16 protein-coding genes are annotated in these 15,801 nt (G+C 63.2%); 12 read left to right on the top strand and 4 right to left on the bottom strand.

Going from position 1 to position 15,801, the window contains the following annotated elements; all coding sequences use genetic code 11:
* The first annotated feature begins 324 nt into the window (after positions 1 to 324).
* Positions 325 to 1,968, top strand: a complete 1,644-nt coding sequence (locus tag CK222_RS15105) for a glycosyltransferase family 39 protein (protein ID WP_095800858.1) — start codon at positions 325 to 327, stop codon at positions 1,966 to 1,968.
* Between the two features lie 36 nt (positions 1,969 to 2,004).
* Entirely contained in the window at positions 2,005 to 2,856 is an 852-nt protein-coding gene (locus CK222_RS15100) for a phosphatase PAP2 family protein (protein WP_095800894.1), read from the top strand.
* A 29-nt stretch (positions 2,857 to 2,885) separates the two neighbouring features.
* Here the strand turns inward: CK222_RS15100 and CK222_RS15095 are convergent, their stop codons facing one another.
* The gene (locus tag CK222_RS15095; protein ID WP_066995082.1) at positions 2,886 to 3,560 is read right to left on the bottom strand and encodes an alpha/beta hydrolase; all 675 of its coding nucleotides are present in this window, start codon (positions 3,558 to 3,560) and stop codon (positions 2,886 to 2,888) included.
* 247 nt (positions 3,561 to 3,807) lie between these two features.
* On the opposite strand from CK222_RS15095, the gene CK222_RS15090 reads away from it, so the two are divergent.
* The 8 genes from CK222_RS15090 (at position 3,808) to CK222_RS15055 (ending at position 11,553) form a co-directional block, all read left to right on the top strand.
* Positions 3,808 to 5,010, top strand: a complete 1,203-nt coding sequence (locus CK222_RS15090; RefSeq protein WP_095800857.1) for a cysteine desulfurase family protein — start codon at positions 3,808 to 3,810, stop codon at positions 5,008 to 5,010.
* A 195-nt stretch (positions 5,011 to 5,205) separates the two neighbouring features.
* Complete coding sequence (gene sufB / locus CK222_RS15085) at positions 5,206 to 6,723, top strand: Fe-S cluster assembly protein SufB (protein WP_067328280.1); 1,518 nt, start codon at positions 5,206 to 5,208, stop codon at positions 6,721 to 6,723.
* Between the two features lie 26 nt (positions 6,724 to 6,749).
* Positions 6,750 to 7,505: a Fe-S cluster assembly ATPase SufC gene (sufC, locus tag CK222_RS15080; protein ID WP_066995090.1), complete on the top strand. Its 756-nt coding sequence runs from the start codon at positions 6,750 to 6,752 to the stop codon at positions 7,503 to 7,505.
* A gap of 25 nt (positions 7,506 to 7,530) precedes the next feature.
* Positions 7,531 to 8,805 carry a Fe-S cluster assembly protein SufD gene (sufD, locus tag CK222_RS15075; protein WP_095800856.1) on the top strand — a complete coding sequence of 425 codons (1,275 nt, stop codon included), beginning with the start codon at positions 7,531 to 7,533 and terminating at the stop codon, positions 8,803 to 8,805.
* A gap of 94 nt (positions 8,806 to 8,899) precedes the next feature.
* The gene (locus CK222_RS15070) at positions 8,900 to 10,141 is read left to right on the top strand and encodes a cysteine desulfurase (RefSeq protein ID WP_095780629.1); all 1,242 of its coding nucleotides are present in this window, start codon (positions 8,900 to 8,902) and stop codon (positions 10,139 to 10,141) included.
* A gap of 5 nt (positions 10,142 to 10,146) precedes the next feature.
* Positions 10,147 to 10,539, top strand: coding sequence for an SUF system Fe-S cluster assembly protein (locus CK222_RS15065; RefSeq protein ID WP_095800893.1), 393 nt, complete (start codon positions 10,147 to 10,149; stop codon positions 10,537 to 10,539).
* A 108-nt stretch (positions 10,540 to 10,647) separates the two neighbouring features.
* The gene (sufA, locus tag CK222_RS15060) at positions 10,648 to 11,034 is read left to right on the top strand and encodes a Fe-S cluster assembly scaffold SufA (RefSeq protein WP_095800855.1); all 387 of its coding nucleotides are present in this window, start codon (positions 10,648 to 10,650) and stop codon (positions 11,032 to 11,034) included.
* The gene (locus tag CK222_RS15055) at positions 11,035 to 11,553 is read left to right on the top strand and encodes a DUF2199 domain-containing protein (protein ID WP_082954037.1); all 519 of its coding nucleotides are present in this window, start codon (positions 11,035 to 11,037) and stop codon (positions 11,551 to 11,553) included. It abuts the gene before it with no gap.
* Between the two features lie 8 nt (positions 11,554 to 11,561).
* Here CK222_RS15055 and CK222_RS15050 read toward each other — a convergent pair whose 3' ends face one another.
* Positions 11,562 to 12,059 (bottom strand): GFA family protein, encoded by a 498-nt coding sequence (locus tag CK222_RS15050; RefSeq protein ID WP_095800892.1) that lies wholly within the window; start codon positions 12,057 to 12,059, stop codon positions 11,562 to 11,564.
* A gap of 89 nt (positions 12,060 to 12,148) precedes the next feature.
* Between CK222_RS15050 and CK222_RS15045 the strand changes: the two genes are divergently transcribed.
* Positions 12,149 to 12,472, top strand: coding sequence for a TfoX/Sxy family protein (locus CK222_RS15045; protein WP_095800854.1), 324 nt, complete (start codon positions 12,149 to 12,151; stop codon positions 12,470 to 12,472).
* Positions 12,473 to 12,475: 3 nt separating this feature from the next.
* On the opposite strand, the gene CK222_RS15040 is transcribed toward CK222_RS15045, so the two are convergent.
* On the bottom strand, positions 12,476 to 13,393 hold the full coding sequence (locus CK222_RS15040; protein ID WP_095800853.1) for a pseudouridine-5'-phosphate glycosidase: 918 nt from the start codon (positions 13,391 to 13,393) through the stop codon (positions 12,476 to 12,478).
* A gap of 49 nt (positions 13,394 to 13,442) precedes the next feature.
* Positions 13,443 to 14,381 (bottom strand): carbohydrate kinase family protein, encoded by a 939-nt coding sequence (locus tag CK222_RS15035; protein WP_095800852.1) that lies wholly within the window; start codon positions 14,379 to 14,381, stop codon positions 13,443 to 13,445.
* A gap of 280 nt (positions 14,382 to 14,661) precedes the next feature.
* On the opposite strand from CK222_RS15035, the gene recA reads away from it, so the two are divergent.
* A complete protein-coding gene (gene recA, locus CK222_RS15030) occupies positions 14,662 to 15,762 on the top strand; it encodes a recombinase RecA (protein WP_067328293.1) in 1,101 nt (366 codons plus the stop codon).
* The last annotated feature ends 39 nt before the right edge of the window (positions 15,763 to 15,801 follow it).

The raw sequence follows: 15,801 nt of genomic DNA, 5'->3' as shown, positions 1-15,801 counted from the left end.
GATCGCACGGCATTTGGCCGAGCTTGACGTGAAGGGGCGCGTTTAGCATCCAAGCGCGATCAGCAAAAGTGGTTTCCGGTTTTGCGTAGGATCGCGCTTCAAGAGGCAAACAGGTGATCAGCAAAAGTGGTTTCCGGTTTGCGTGGGATCGCGCTTCAACGGGCAAATGGGCGATCAGCAAAAGTGGCTTGGGGCTTTGCGTGCTATCGCCGCATCCTTGCTTCGCCTCTTTTGCTGGCGTAATGAGGCGCCCGCGCAAGGGCAGCACGCCCCGACGCGCCGCGACGGGGCTATCCCGCAGATCAGATCGGACAAGCTCCCGCGATGAACAGGAACTATCTCCTCCTCTTTCTGTTCAGCATCCTGATGACCGTCAGCGGGCTGGCAAGCCTGCCGCCGATCGACCGCGACGAATCCCGCTTCGTCCAGTCGACCAAGCAGATGGTCGAGACCGGCGACTACATCGACATCCGCCTGCAGGATGTGACGCGCTACAAGAAACCGATCGGCATCTATTGGCTGCAATCGGCGGCGGTCGTATTGAGCGGTGAGGGGGCCGAAGCGCCGATCTGGGTCTATCGGCTGGTTTCGATGCTCGGCATTGCGCTCGCCGTCGTGGGCATCGGCTGGACGGGCACAAAACTCTTCGGCGCCAATGGCGGCCTTGCCGCCGGCCTGATGATAGCCGCCATCTTCGCCACCGCCTTCGAAGGCCGCGACGCCAAGACCGACGCCATGTTGCTCGCCTGCTGCGTGGCCGCGCAAGGCGCGTTGGCGCAGGTCTATCTGGCCGCCCGCCGCAAGGAGCCGATTGCCGGCCACCTCCCATGGATCTTCTGGATCGCGCAGGGACTGGGAATTCTGATCAAGGGTCCGGTCGCTCCGCTGTTGTCGCTGCTGACGGCCGGCGCGCTGTTCGCCTTCGAACGCGACTGGCGCTGGCTTTTGAAGCTGAAGCTGGTGCGCGGCGTCGCAATCGTGCTCGTCATCGTGCTGCCCTGGATCATCCTCATCAGCTGGAAGAGCGGCGGCGCCTTCTTCCAGGAGGCGGTTGGCAAGGACATGCTTAACAAGGTGGCGCAAGGCGAGGAATCGCATGGTCTGCCGCCGGGCTTCTATATGCTCACCTATTCGCTGTTCATGTGGCCTTTCGGCCTGATCGCGGTCGGCGCCGGGCTGCAGGCCATCAACCGCTTCTGGGACGACCCGCGCCTGCGCTTCTGTCTCGCCTGGTATATCCCCTTCTGGCTGGTGTTCGAGGCGATCCCGACCAAGCTGCCGCATTATGTGCTGCCGGCCTATCCCGGCATGGCGCTGCTGATCGGCTGGCTGCTCACCTTGCCGGAAGACAAGGCCAATGCGCCGCTCAAGCGCTGGCAGAACTGGCTGTGGTGGTCGACCGCCTTCGGCGTCGTCGTCGTGTCGATCGGGCTAGCCGCAGTATGCATAGGCGCGCCGCTCTATCTCGCAAAAGCCTTTTCCTGGTGGAGCATTCCGGCGGCAATCGCCGCGCTCGTGACCGGCTATCTGGCTTTCCCGCGCCAATTGCAGGTGCCGCTCGAACGCATCGCGGCGATCGCGATCGGCGCGGGCGTAACGTTCAGCCTGCTGTTCGGCGTGATTGCGCCGTCGCTGAAGCCGATCTGGCTGAGCCCGGCCATCAAGGCAGCCGTCGATGCCAACCGTCCTTGCGACACCACGGTGCTCGCCTCGTCCCCCTATCACGAGCCGAGCCTGGTGTTCCTGGTCGGGACCAAGACCGTGCTGACCGACGTCGATGGCGTGGCAAAGCACCTGCTGGCCGATCCGACCTGTGCGCTGGGACTGGCGCCGGTCAAGGAGGAGCAAAAGCTCAACGAGCTGCTTGCCGGGCAGGGCAAGTCGGCGAAGCGACTGACCGAGATCGACGGGCTCAACTATTCGTCAGGAGACAAGCTGGCGCTCGGCCTTTATCGAGTGGCCCAGTGAGGAATAATGTCGGAGCTCGAAGTTCCCTATAGAGCCATGTCCGCCGTTTCTTTTTACCGCCGTTCGCTCGGCAACTTCCTCGTCACGACGCGCATCGTGCAGCGGCGTTTTGCAGTGCGTCCCGCGCGCTATCCCGAGATTCCCTGGCTCGTCTGGGTCTCTGCATGGCTTCTGCTGGCCATAGCCATTGGCCTCACCCTGGACAGCGCCGCCGGCAGGATGCGCGGCGGGTGGACGCCAGGCTTCGTCCGTTTCACCGACTTCTTAACGGATTTCGGCCTGGGCGGCTGGTATCTCATCCCCGCGGTTCTCTGCCTCGTCGCCGCCAACCTGACGGACTGGCGACGGCTTTCCAGGTCGTCGCGTCTGCTCGTCTACAATTGGACCTGCTTCGCTTTCCTGGTGCTTTGCGCGGTTGGTCTTTCCGGGCTGGCCGTCAACTTACTGAAATACGGCATCGGCCGGGCCCGGCCGCTCTATTTCAACGATTACGGGGTGCTGTCGCTGCATCCCTTCGCCATGGATGCGCGCTTCGCCGGCTTTCCGTCCGGCCATGCCACGACGATGGGGGCGGTGTTCGGCGTCCTCTTGCTGCTGTTTCCAAGGCGCTGGCACATCGCGCTTGCGGCCACGGCCTTGATCGCTTCGACGCGCGTCTTCGTCGGCGCGCATTATCCGAGCGACACAGTGGCCGGCTTTGGGCTCGGCCTTGCCTTTGCGATCGCCGCAGGGCTGGTCTTCGCGCGGCTCGGTTTCATCTTCCGGCGGCCGTCGTCGACCAGACCCGTGCCCAAGCGCACGTTCCGGCTGCTGTCCTCCAGCGGATCCAAGGGCAAAACATCGCTGGCGAGGCGGAGCCGCGAGCAATTGTCGGCTGACCGCCCGTAGAGCTATTTGGTCTAAGGATCGCCCGAAATCTACCTCAGCCGCTTCGGCCGTGGATCGGCGAGCTCGCCGGCCAGACGCCGGTCGAGGTAATCGGCGCATTCGTCGATCAGCAGTTCGGCGTGGTTGGCGAAGAAATGGTTGGCGCCGGAGATAGTCTTCTGCGTGATGGTTATGCCCTTTTGCGTGTGCAGCTTGTCGACCAGCGTCTGGACGTCCTTGGGCGGCGCCACCTTATCGGCATCGCCATGGATGATGAGGCCGGACGACGGGCAGGGTGCCAGGAACGAAAAATCGTAGGTGTTGGGCTGCGGGGCGACCGAGATGAAGCCCTCGATCTCGGGCCGGCGCATGAGCAACTGCATGCCGATCCATGAGCCGAAGGAATAGCCCGCGACCCAGCAGCTCTTGGAATCCGGATGCAGAGACTGCACCCAGTCGAGCGCAGCGGCCGCGTCCGACAATTCGCCGGTACCGTGGTCGAACTCGCCCTGGCTGCGGCCGATGCCGCGGAAATTGAAGCGAAGCGTGGTGAAATCGCGCTTCTGGAACATGTAGAAGAGGTCGTAGACGATCTTGTTGTTCATCGTGCCGCCGAATTGCGGGTGCGGATGCAGCACGATGGCGATCGGCGCGCTCTTTTCCTTGGAAGGCTGGTAACGCCCCTCCAGGCGACCAGCCGGACCGGCGAAAATGACCTCAGGCATAAAATACTCCACGTGGCATACGAAGGCGCGGGCCCGGACTCTTCCTTTGGCCCATTCTGTGGCCTTGACGCCGGGCAAGCGTCTTCCTAGAAGCTAGTTTAGAATTGTTCAAAACTGGGTGCCGAAAACGCATTTTCTCGGCCGCCCGCGCCGCAAGCCGGGTAAATAGGACGGCTCGCCTTGCAATATCAAGGAAATAACGCGCTGTCCTCGCGGAATGGCTGCTGACAGGATCGACTGAAGGAAAATGGCCGCACCTCGCGCCTATCTCGACTACAACGCCAGCGCACCTCTCATTGCAGAGGCGCGGTCGGCGATGGTCGCGGCGCTCGATGCCGCCAATCCGTCGTCGGTTCACAGCGAGGGCCGCGCGGCGCGGCGGCTGATCGAGGATGCCAGGCGTGACGTGGCAAGACTGGTCAATGCCAGGCCCGAGCACGTCGTGTTCACCTCCGGCGCGACGGAGGCCGCATCGACGATGCTTACTGCCGACTGGCAGATGGGGCGCGGCTCTGTCCGCATCAGCCACCTCTATGTCTCGGCTGCCGACCATCCCTGCATTCTGAATGGCGGGCGGTTCTCGGCGGCGCAGGTGACGAGGATCGGCGTCGATCGAGACGGCATTGCCGATCTCGAGGCGCTGACTACGGCGCTCTCCGCGCATGACAAGGCTGCCGGCCTGCCGCTGGTGGCGATCCATGCCGCCAACAACGAGACGGGGGTGATCCAGCCGATCGGACGCATCGCCGAGATCGTCAAGGAAGCGGGCGGCGTGCTGGTCGTCGATGCCGTGCAGGCGGCAGGGCGGATTCCGATCGACATGTCAGCCGGTTATGCCGATTATCTGATCCTTTCCTCGCACAAGATCGGCGGCCCGAAGGGCGTCGGCGCCATCGTCGCCCGGGCCGATCTGATGATGCCGAAGCCGCTGATCAATGGCGGCGGCCAGGAAAAGGGCCATCGCGCCGGCACGGAGAATCTTCCCGGCATTGCCGGTTTTGGTGCCGCGGCGCGGGCAGCACTCGCCGGCCTGGAAGACATGGAAGCGGTCGCGCGCCGTCGCGACAAGGTCGAAGCCATCGTCCGGGAGCTCGTCCCTGATACGGAAATCTTTGGAGCGGCAGCGCCAAGGCTTGCCAATACGACATTCTTCGCTATTCCCGGCGTCAAGGCCGAGACGGCGCAGATCGCCTTCGATCTCGCCAGTGTTGCGCTGTCGGCCGGTTCCGCCTGCTCGTCGGGGAAAGTCGGGCCAAGCCATGTGCTGAAGGCGATGGGCCACGGCGAGAGCCTTGGCGCATTGCGCGTCTCGATTGGCCGCGCTACCGGTGCCGAGGAAATCGAGGCGTTCCGGGCGGCTCTGGCGGGCATAGCCGCGCGCGGGCTGGAAAAGAAAAGGCTGCCTGACGGCGGCAAGGCATCGGACAAGAGATCCCCCGGCGGCTCTTAAAATCCGGTGCTCGAAAAACGAATTCAGGCCATCCGGCCTGGTAGAGCCGTGCGTTTCGTTTGGACGGGTGAATTTCCGGCCGGAACGCACTATATGGAGCTTACTCCGCAGCCGAGTCCTTCCCGGGGCGCGTTTCTGCGGTGCCATAGTTTGAAAACTGCCGGGCCTTGACCCCGGCGTGGATGGAGAACGCTTATGCCTGCTGTGCAGGAGACGATCGATCGAGTCCGAAAGATCGACGTCGACCAGTATAAATATGGATTCCAGACAGAGATCGAGATGGACAAGGCCCCCAAGGGCCTGAGCGAAGACATCATTCGCTTGATCTCTGAGAAGAAGGGCGAGCCGGACTGGATGCTGGAATGGCGTCTGGGCGCCTATAGGCGCTGGCTGACGCTGGAAGAGCCGACCTGGGCGCGCGTCCACTATCCGAAGATCGACTTCCAGGACATCCACTATTACGCGGCGCCGAAGAGCACGCCGGGACCGAAGTCGCTGGACGAGGTCGATCCCGAATTGCTCAAGGTCTACGAGAAGCTTGGCATTCCTTTGAAGGAGCAGGAGATCCTCGCCGGCGTGCAGAAGACCGACGCTTCGGAGCTGGAGGAGGCCAACGACAACGTCTACAAGTCCGGCCGCGTCGCGGTCGACGCCGTGTTCGATTCCGTCTCGGTCGTCACCACCTTCAAGAAGGAGCTGGCTCAGGCCGGCGTCATCTTCTGCTCGATTTCGGAAGCGATCCGCGAGCACCCTGAACTGGTGCAGAAATATCTGGGCTCGGTCGTGCCCACTTCCGACAATTTCTACGCCACGCTGAACTCGGCCGTGTTCACCGACGGCTCCTTCGTCTTCGTGCCGAAGGGCGTGCGCTGCCCGATGGAGCTGTCGACCTATTTCCGCATCAACGAGAAGAATACCGGCCAGTTCGAGCGCACGCTGATCATCGCCGAGGAGGGGGCCTATGTGTCCTATCTCGAAGGCTGCACGGCGCCGCAGCGCGACGAGAACCAGCTGCATGCCGCGGTGGTCGAGCTGATTGCGCTCGACGATGCCGAGATCAAATATTCGACGGTGCAGAACTGGTATCCGGGCGACGCCGAGGGCAAGGGCGGCATCTATAATTTCGTCACCAAGCGCGGCGACTGCCGCGGCCACCGTTCGAAGATCTCGTGGACGCAGGTCGAGACCGGCTCGGCGATCACCTGGAAATATCCGAGCTGCATCCTTCGCGGCGACGATTCCAGCGGCGAGTTCTATTCGATCGCGGTTTCGAACGGCTATCAGCAGGTCGACAGCGGCACCAAGATGATCCATCTCGGCAAGAACACGTCGAGCCGCATCATCTCCAAGGGTATTGCCGCCGGCTTCTCGCAGAACACCTATCGCGGCCAAGTCTCGGCGCACCGCAAGGCGACCAACGCCCGCAACTTCACCAACTGCGATTCGCTGCTGATCGGCGACCAGTGCGGCGCGCACACCGTGCCCTACATGGAAGCCAAGAACGCGACGGCGAAGTTCGAGCACGAGGCGACGACGTCGAAGATATCCGAGGACCAGAAGTTCTACGTGATGCAGCGCGGGATTCCCGAGGAAGAGGCGATCGCGCTGATCGTCAACGGCTTTGTCAAGGACGTCATCCAACAGCTGCCGATGGAGTTCGCCGTAGAGGCGCAGAAGCTGATCGGCATCAGCCTCGAGGGTTCGGTCGGCTGACCGCAGAAGATATTCAGGAAAAAAATATGCTTGAGATCAAGAATTTGCATGCCCGCATCGTCGAGGACGGCACGGAGATCATCCGTGGCCTGAACCTGACGGTCAAAGCCGGCGAGGTTGCCGCCATCATGGGCCCGAACGGTTCGGGCAAGTCGACGCTGTCCTACATCCTTGCCGGCCGCGAGGATTACGAGGTCACGGAAGGCGACATCCTCTATAACGGCCAGTCGATCCTCGAAATGGATCCGGCCGAACGTGCTACCGCCGGCATCTTCCTTGCCTTCCAGTATCCGATGGAGATACCGGGCGTCGCAACCATGGAATTCCTGAAAGTGGCCATGAACGAGCAGCGCAAGGCGCGCGGCGAGGAGCCCCTGAAGGTTCCGGAATTCCTGAAGCGCGTGAAGGACGCCGCCGCTTCGCTCAACATGGACATGAACATGCTGAAGCGGCCGCTCAATGTCGGCTTCTCCGGCGGCGAAAAGAAGCGCGCCGAGATCCTGCAGATGAAGCTGCTCGAGCCGAAGCTCTGCGTGCTCGACGAGACCGATTCAGGCCTCGACATCGACGCCCTCAAGATCGTCGCCGATGGCGTCAACGCGCTGCGCTCGCCGGAGCGCGCGATCGTCGTCATCACCCACTACCAGCGCCTGCTCGAGCACATCGTGCCGGACAGCGTGCACGTGCTCTACAAGGGCCAGGTCATCAAGTCTGGCGACAAGTCGCTGGCGCTCGATCTTGAAACCAACGGCTATGCCGGCGTGATCGGGCAAGCCGCGTGAGATGGGGCCAAGTGAGGCAAGAGCAATGAACATGCACGCACAGCCCCAGCGGACATTGGCCGAAACGGCGCTGATCGACGCCTTTGGCGAGCGGCTATCGCTGCTGCCCGGCGACGGCGCGGTGATGGTCAAGCGCGACGACGCGATCGAGGCGATCAAGCACGGCCTGCCGACGCGCCGCGTCGAATCCTGGCATTATACGGACCTGCGCCGGCTGCTCACCTCGGTGCCGGCCTTCGAGGCCGGCGACATCGCAAAGGCGCTCGATCCGGTCCTCGACGGTTCGGCCGTTCTGCCGGTGCTGAACGGCGTTTCGAGCGCCAAGGCTCCCGAGATCGAAGGCGTCACGGTGCAGCGCCTGTCGGAGAAGCTCACCGACGGCAGTGTCGCGCCGGGGCTCGATCGCTATGGCGCCGATGACGCAATCGGCGCGCTGAACACGGCCTTCGTCGCCGACGGCTATTTCGTCGATATCGCCGACGGCACCGAGCTGGAAAAGCCGATCGAGCTGCAGAACCTGCAGGGCGGCGGCCAGACGCATGTGCGGCTCCTGGCACGTGTCGGTGCCGGCGCCAAGGCAATCATCGTCGAGCGCCAGACGGGCGAGGGCGGCGAAGCCGCGCTCGTCAGTTCGGTCAGCCAGCTCGTGGTCGGCGACGGCGCCGAGGTGACCTGGCTGATCGTGCAGGAGCAGCCGGACACGGCGACGCACCTTGCTCAGTTCAAGGCGCATATTGGGAAGGACGCGAAGCTGACGCTGTTCGTGATGAACGCCGGCGGCAAGCTGGTGCGCCAGGAAGTCGTGGTCAGGACGACTGGTGAGGGCGCCGATTTCAAGCTGCGCGGCATCAACCTTCTGGCCGGCGACACGCATACCGACACCACCATGGTGCTCGACCATGCCGTGCCGCACACCGCTTCGACCGAAGTGATCCGCAATGTTGTGACCGGCAAGGCGCGGGGTGTCTTCCAGGGTCGCATCAACGTGCACCAATACGCGCAGAAGACCAACGCCAAGATGGCGTGCAACACGCTGCTGCTGTCGGACGAGGGTGAGTTCTCGACCAAGCCGGAGCTGGAAATCTTCGCCGACGACGTCGTTTGCGGTCACGGCGCGACGGTCACGGAGATCGACCACAACCATCTGTTCTATCTGATGGCGCGCGGCATCGAGGAAAAGGCGGCTCGAGGGCTGCTGGTGAAGGCTTTTGTCGCGGAAGTGATCGAGGAACTGGACGACGAGGCGCTAGTCGATGCGCTCGAAGCGCGGCTCGACGCCTGGTTTTCGACGCACGGATAGCGCTTTGCCCTTCTCCTACTTGGGAGAAGGTGGATTGGCGCAGAGCGCCAAGACGGATGAGGGTGCCGGACGGAGTGAGGCGAAAGACCTTGTGATGGATCAGAAGATCGAAACCGCTCCCTACGACGTCGAGGCGATCCGCCGCGACTTCCCGATCCTGTCGCGGCAGGTCTACGGCAAGCCGCTGGTCTATCTCGACAACGGCGCCTCGGCGCAGAAGCCGCAGGTGGTGCTCGACACGATCCAGCACGCCTATTCGCAGGACTACGCCAATGTCCATCGCGGCCTGCATTTTCTGTCGAATGCCGCGACCGATGCTTATGAGAAAGCACGCGAGACGGTACGCCGCTTCCTCAATGCGCCGAGCACCGACAACATCGTCTTCACCTCCAACACCACCTCGGCAATCAACACTGTCGCCTATGGCTACGGCATGCCGAGGATCGGCGAGGGCGACGAGATCGTGCTCTCGATCATGGAACACCACTCCAACATCGTGCCCTGGCATTTCATCCGCGAGCGGCAGGGCGCGAAGCTTGTCTGGGTGCCGGTCGACGATCTCGGCGCCTTCCATATCGAGGAATTCGAGAAGCGGCTGACGAACCGCACAAAACTCGTCGCCATCACCCATATGTCGAACGCGCTGGGCACGGTGACGCCGATCAAGGAGATCGTGCGCATCGCGCATTCGCGTGGAATTCCCGTGCTCGTCGACGGCAGCCAGAGCGCCGTGCATATGCCGATCGACGTGCAGGACCTCGATTGCGACTTCTTCGTCTTCACCGGCCACAAGGTTTACGGGCCGTCCGGCATCGGCGTGCTCTACGGCAAGAAGCACATGCTGGAAGCGATGCGGCCCTTCATGGGTGGGGGCGAGATGATCGAGGAGGTGACGGAAGACATCGTCACCTACAACGAGCCGCCGCACCGTTTCGAGGCCGGCACGCCGCCGATCGTGCAGGCGATCGGGCTGGGGGCCGCGCTCGAATATATGGAAAAGGTCGGCCGCGAGCGCATCGCGGCGCATGAGGCGGACCTCAAGAATTACGCGCACGAGCGGCTGCGCGCCATCAATTCGCTGCGCATCTTCGGCGACGCGCCCGGCAAGGGCGCCATCATCTCGTTCGAATTGCAGGGCATCCACGCCCATGACGTGTCGATGCTTATAGACAGGCAAGGCGTCGCGGTCCGCGCCGGCACGCATTGCGCCCAGCCGCTGTTGAAACGCTTCGGCGTAACCTCCACATGCAGGGCATCGTTCGGCATGTATAACACCAGGGCCGAAGTCGACGCTTTGGCCGATGCGCTGGAAAAGGCGCGAAAGTTCTTCGGGTGACGACCATGGAAGATGCGAGCACCACCGCAGAAACCGCGCCGGAAACGGCCGGTAACGGCCTCGTCTCGGCCTCGGCGATCCCCGCCGATGAGCTGGCGAGGCTGACCGACGATATCGTCTCGGCGCTGAAGACGGTCTACGATCCGGAAATCCCGGCCGACATCTACGAGCTCGGCCTCGTCTACAGGATCGACATCGAGGACGACCGGACGGTCAAGATCGACATGACGCTGACCGCGCCGGGCTGCCCGGTGGCCGGCGAAATGCCGGGGTGGGTCGAGAACGCCGTCGGCGCCGTGGAGGGGGTTTCGGGGGTCGAGGTCAACATGGTGTTCGACCCGCCGTGGACAGCCGACCGGATGTCGGAAGAGGCGCAGGTCGCGGTTGGATGGTACTAGCCAGCGACCCCACTAAGGTTGGCTGGCTTGCAGCAAAGGTGAAACTTCACCATCTTAAAGGCAGACTCATTCCGCGGGCCTTGAACCCGCGCGAACGTGGAGAATGACATGGGACGCTTCGCCGTCATCACGATGACCGACAAGGCCGCGGACCGCGTGCGTGAGATCGTCGCTACGCGCGACAACGCGCATGGGATCCGCCTTGGCATCAAGAAGGGCGGCTGCGCCGGGATGGAATACACGGTCGATCTGGTCACCGAGCCGAACCCCAAGGACGATCATATCGAGCGCGACGGCGCGCACGTCTATGTCGCGCCGGAAGCGGCGCTTTTCCTGCTCGGAACCGAGATGGATTTCGAGCAGACGACGCTGCGAACCGGCTTCACCTTCAGGAACCCGAACCAGACCTCGGCCTGCGGCTGCGGCGAATCCGTCGAGCTGAAGCCGGCCGATCTCAAGGCGCTGGCGGAGGCGCGCGCTTCAAGCGCTGCTTAGGTGAGCGCCGAGGCATATCGCTGGCGATGTGCCTGCTGTGACCAGGAGTTCACCGGACTTCCCACCGATATAGCCTTTGGCGCACCGGTGAATCCAGACGCGCTTGACGAAGTAGCTCGGTCGACTTTCCGCAGGAACGACGATTTTTGCGTGGTGAGCTACGCCACGGGGCAAACAGACCGCTTCATTCGTTGCCTGCTGCCCTTGCCGGTACCTCAGTTGTCCGAAGAGTTCTGTTTCGGTGTTTGGATGTCGGTCTCGGAAAGAAGCTGGAATGTCTATCGAGCCGGGTATGATAGCGGCCAATATGAGGACGAGCTCTGCTTCGGGTATTTGATGCACGACATTCCTGAGTATCCGAGCTCGATGCACCTGCATGCCAATGTTGTGTTTCAGCCCGGCAATCTGCGTCCCAGGGTTTTTCTGCATGATGCAGACCACCCCTTGGTCGCCGCGCAGCGCGAAGGGGTGGATGTGAGGCAGATCGAGCGCTGGGTTGCGCTAACCCATCGCTCTTAGATTCAGGCTTAGTCCATCCACAAGCCGGTGCGCTTGTGCCAGTCGGCGATCGATTCTTCGGGATAGACCTCGAACACCTTGTCGTTCTCGCCGATCGCCGGCTCGACCCAACTCGCCTTGTATTTCAGCATCAGGTGCACCTTTTCCGGCGGCTTCGGCAGGTCGCTGTCGATCGCCGAGGCGAAGGGATGGACGAGGTCCGGCCAAGTCGGGTCGTAGAGCCAGAGCGCGGCGCCGCATGTCTTGCAGAAATTGCGCTCGCCGGTCGAGACCTCGCAGTGCGGATGCTCGTCGTCCTCGATCTCAGCGCGGTAGACGCCGAGATTGGGCTTGCCGGTGACCTTGAGCGTTTCGTTGTCGGCGCCGAGATTGATGGCAAAACCGCCGCCGCCCTGCTGCTTGCGGCAGATCGAGCAGTAGCAGAGCATGAACGGCACGGGCGTGTGACTTTCCACCTCGAAGCGGACGGCGCCGCAGCGGCAGGAGCCTTTGAGCAGGACAGGCATGGCGCGAAACTCCATTTCATGTCTCGAGCTGTCAGCATGCTGTTGGTTGCTGCGATGACAAGGCCCACGCCGGATGAGATGCTTGCGGCATGGACAATGACCGCCTCGAAGAATTGTTCGAGAGCCTGGGGCCGATCAGCATCCGAAAACTGTTCGGCGGCAAGGGAATCTATTGCGACGGCGTCATCGTCGCGGTGGTCGTGCGCGGCGAACTGATGCCGAAGGCCGACGAGGAGACGATCCCCGAATTCGAGGCCGCTGGCTGTAGCCAATGGACCTATACCGGCTCGCGGCACGGCAAGGAGGTGGCGATGCCCTATTGGAGCGTTCCCGACAGCGCCTTCGACGATCCCGACGAAATGGCGGTCTGGGCGCGGCGCGCTTATGAAGCGGGGCGGCGCGCGGGCAGATAAGGCCTACAGCGCCTTCGCGATCTCCGCCGCCAGCCGCGCATTGTTCTCGACCAGCGCGATGTTGGTCTTGAGGCTGCGGCCGCCGGTGAGCTCCAAAATCTTCGACAGGAGGAACGGCGTCACGGCTTTGCCGGTGATGTTCTGCGCTTCGGCCGCCTTCTGCGCGGCCTGGATGTAGCCGTCCATCTCGGCTGCCGGGATCTCGTCGTTCTGCGGCACCGGGTTGGCGACCAGAATGCCGCCGCCCAAGCCCAGCGCCTGCCGCGTGCGGTAGAAATGTGCGATATCTTCAGGCGCATGCAACGTCAGCGGCGCGCGGAAGGGCGATTGCCTGGACCAGAACGCCGGCATGGTCTCGCAGCCATGGCCGATGACTGGCACGCCGCGCGTCTCCAGCACTTCCAGCGTCTTTTCGATGTCGAGGATCGCCTTGGCGCCGGCCGACACGACGATGACCGGCGTGCGCGCCAGCTCGTCGAGATCGGCCGAGATGTCGAAACTCTTTTCGGCGCCCTTGTGGACGCCGCCGATGCCGCCGGTGGCGAAGACCTTTATGCCAGCCATGTGCGCGGCGATCATGGTGGCGGCCACGGTGGTGCCGCCGATGCGCTTTTGGGCGACGGCAAAGCCGATATCGGCACGCGACAGCTTCATGGCGTCGCCGGTCATGGCAAGCGATTCGCGCTCGCCATCGGAAAGGCCAAGCTTGATGCGTCCTTCGACCACGGCGATCGTCGCCGGCACGGCGCCGCTCTCGGCGATGATCTGCTCGACCTTGGCGGCCATCGCGCCATTGTCGGGGTATGGCATACCGTGGGTAATAATGGTGCTTTCCAGCGCCACCACAGGCCGCCCGGCGGCAAGCGCCTCCGCCACTGGCGGATGAATGTCGATGAAGGGGCGGGCGGTTTCGGGCGTCATGTCCGTTCTCCACTCCGGAGAAAACACTCCGGCAAGATAGTTTGTGGCCCTATGCCACCACCCGTGCCTCGGGCACAAGGGCAAGCGCCTGGCCAAAACTGCCGGCGGTGAAAGACGGTACCGCCTCGGCGCTCTCGATGGCGAGCATCGCCGCGGCAACACCTTCGCGCAGTGCCTTCCGCAAAGGCAGCCCGCGCAGCAGCGCGGCAACCGTTGCTCCGGTCAGGGCGTCGCCGGCGCCGGTTACGTCGGAAACTCGTCGCGGGGCGGGTGGGTCGATGGCGAAGACGCCCGATTGGTCGAAGCCGAGCACCGGAGCACTGCCGGCCGTGATCACGCCTGCCGTCAAGCTCAGCCGCCTGAGTTCCCCGACAAGATCGCGGCCGGAAATATCCGCACCAGCCAGCGCCGCCGCCTCTCGGCGGTTCATGAACAGCAGCGAAAGATTGCCGAGCAGCGGCGCTAGCCGCACCACCTTGGCCGGCGAGATGGCGATGGCGAAAATCGGCCTGTCGCCGGCTTGCGCAACCAGACGCTCGAGGGCCGCCGTTGGCAGGTTCGCGTCGCAGAGGATCGCGTCTGCCTCGGCGATCGCCTCGCGCGCCTTGGCGCGGCGGATCTGCTTGGGGAAGGCGAGGTCGTAAAGGCCCATATCGGCAAAGCCGACGATCAACTCCCCCTCGCTGTCGATCAGCGCAGTGTAGCTCGGCGTCGTGCGGTCGAGGAACACCGCCGAAAGGTCGGCGATGCCGGCCTCGTCGATCGCCGATGCGACGGTCTCACCCGCCGCATCGCCGCCGCGCACCGAAAGCAGCGAGGCCGAGACGCCGCGCTTCACAATGCTGCGCAGCGCGTTGAAGACGCCGCCGCCGACATCCTCGCGCATGATGCCGGGATTGGATGCGGCGGGCACGTAAGGGCCCGAGACCTGGCCGCGCCGGTCGATATGGGCGCCGCCCAGCGCCAGGATGTTTGGGGATGTCGGCATGCCGCGGAGGTGACCTCGTTGATTGTTTGCGTGCGCACACTAGGTTTCCGCGCATCGCCCCGCAATCGGGTCGCGATTCGGGCCGCCCGGATAACGAGATCTCGCTTGGATCAGCAGCACTGGTTCACGCCATCTCTAGTGAGACAAAAATAGAACAAATCCAGATATTATTTGTTTTCCAGTCATTTGCTGCCTCTTGCCAGATGAGAACAAAAAAGGTACAAACTGGCAGGGATCACGGATTGTCCGGCCTTCATTGACGACCAAGGGGTGATGTATCATGGCTCAGAATAGTTTGCGGCTTGTAGAGGATAAGGCAGTGGACAAATCAAAGGCTCTGGATGCGGCGCTGTCGCAAATCGAGCGCGCTTTCGGCAAGGGCTCGATCATGCGGCTCGGCGCCAATGAGCAGGTGGTCGAGATCGAAACCGTGCCGACGGGATCGCTCGGGCTGGACATCGCGCTCGGCGTTGGCGGGCTGCCGCGCGGCCGCATCATCGAAATCTACGGGCCGGAAAGCTCGGGCAAGACGACGCTGGCGCTGCACACGGTTGCGGAAGCCCAGAAGAAGGGCGGTATCTGCGCCTTCGTCGATGCCGAGCACGCGCTCGATCCGGTCTATGCCCGCAAGCTCGGCGTGGACCTCGAAAACCTCCTGATCTCGCAGCCCGACACGGGTGAGCAGGCGCTGGAGATCTGCGACACGCTGGTGCGCTCCGGCGCAATCGACGTTCTGGTGGTCGATTCGGTGGCGGCGCTGACGCCGCGCGCCGAAATCGAGGGCGAGATGGGCGACGCGCTGCCCGGCCTGCAGGCCCGCTTGATGAGCCAGGCGCTGCGCAAGCTGACCGCGTCAATCTCGCGCTCCAACACCATGGTCATCTTCATCAACCAGATCCGTATGAAGATCGGCGTCATGTTCGGCTCGCCGGAAACCACGACCGGCGGCAACGCGCTGAAATTCTACGCCTCGGTGCGCCTCGACATCCGCCGCATCGGCTCGGTCAAGGATCGCGACGAAGTGGTCGGCAACCAGACCCGCGTCAAGGTGGTGAAGAACAAGCTGGCTCCGCCCTTCAAGGTGGTCGAGTTCGACATCATGTATGGCGAGGGCGTGTCGAAGACCGGCGAGCTCGTCGATCTCGGGGTCAAGGCCGGCGTGGTCGAGAAGTCGGGCGCCTGGTTCTCCTACAATTCGCAGCGTCTCGGTCAGGGCCGTGAGAACGCCAAGCTTTTCCTGCGCGACAATCCGGACACGGCGCGCGAGATCGAGCTGGCGCTGAGGCAGAATGCCGGGCTGATCGCCGAAAAATTCCTCGAGAACGGCGGCTCCGAAGGCGGTGGTGACGACAGCTTCGAGGACGAGGCTGGCGCGATGTAGGCACTGCCGGAGTTCGGCCATAATCCGGATCCATTATCT

The sequence above is a fragment of the Mesorhizobium sp. WSM3866 genome (assembly GCF_002294795.1).
In the GTDB taxonomy this organism is placed as follows: Bacteria; Pseudomonadota; Alphaproteobacteria; order Rhizobiales; family Rhizobiaceae; genus Mesorhizobium.
This window is presented reverse-complemented; position numbering and strand designations above follow the sequence as displayed.

What these genes read in the sequence shown, in the direction of transcription:
- CK222_RS15105 (WP_095800858.1), top strand. Translation starts at nt 325, where the DNA reads ATGAACAGGAACTATCTCCTCCTCTTTCTGTTCAGCATCCTGATGACC.
- CK222_RS15100 (WP_095800894.1), top strand. Translation starts at nt 2,005, where the DNA reads ATGTCCGCCGTTTCTTTTTACCGCCGTTCGCTCGGCAACTTCCTCGTC.
- CK222_RS15095 (WP_066995082.1), bottom strand. Translation starts at nt 3,560, where the DNA reads ATGCCTGAGGTCATTTTCGCCGGTCCGGCTGGTCGCCTGGAGGGGCGT.
- CK222_RS15090 (WP_095800857.1), top strand. Translation starts at nt 3,808, where the DNA reads ATGGCCGCACCTCGCGCCTATCTCGACTACAACGCCAGCGCACCTCTC.
- sufB (WP_067328280.1), top strand. Translation starts at nt 5,206, where the DNA reads ATGCCTGCTGTGCAGGAGACGATCGATCGAGTCCGAAAGATCGACGTC.
- sufC (WP_066995090.1), top strand. Translation starts at nt 6,750, where the DNA reads ATGCTTGAGATCAAGAATTTGCATGCCCGCATCGTCGAGGACGGCACG.
- sufD (WP_095800856.1), top strand. Translation starts at nt 7,531, where the DNA reads ATGAACATGCACGCACAGCCCCAGCGGACATTGGCCGAAACGGCGCTG.
- CK222_RS15070 (WP_095780629.1), top strand. Translation starts at nt 8,900, where the DNA reads ATGGATCAGAAGATCGAAACCGCTCCCTACGACGTCGAGGCGATCCGC.
- CK222_RS15065 (WP_095800893.1), top strand. Translation starts at nt 10,147, where the DNA reads ATGGAAGATGCGAGCACCACCGCAGAAACCGCGCCGGAAACGGCCGGT.
- sufA (WP_095800855.1), top strand. Translation starts at nt 10,648, where the DNA reads ATGGGACGCTTCGCCGTCATCACGATGACCGACAAGGCCGCGGACCGC.
- CK222_RS15050 (WP_095800892.1), bottom strand. Translation starts at nt 12,059, where the DNA reads ATGCCTGTCCTGCTCAAAGGCTCCTGCCGCTGCGGCGCCGTCCGCTTC.
- CK222_RS15045 (WP_095800854.1), top strand. Translation starts at nt 12,149, where the DNA reads ATGGACAATGACCGCCTCGAAGAATTGTTCGAGAGCCTGGGGCCGATC.
- CK222_RS15040 (WP_095800853.1), bottom strand. Translation starts at nt 13,393, where the DNA reads ATGACGCCCGAAACCGCCCGCCCCTTCATCGACATTCATCCGCCAGTG.
- CK222_RS15035 (WP_095800852.1), bottom strand. Translation starts at nt 14,381, where the DNA reads ATGCCGACATCCCCAAACATCCTGGCGCTGGGCGGCGCCCATATCGAC.
- recA (WP_067328293.1), top strand. Translation starts at nt 14,662, where the DNA reads ATGGCTCAGAATAGTTTGCGGCTTGTAGAGGATAAGGCAGTGGACAAA.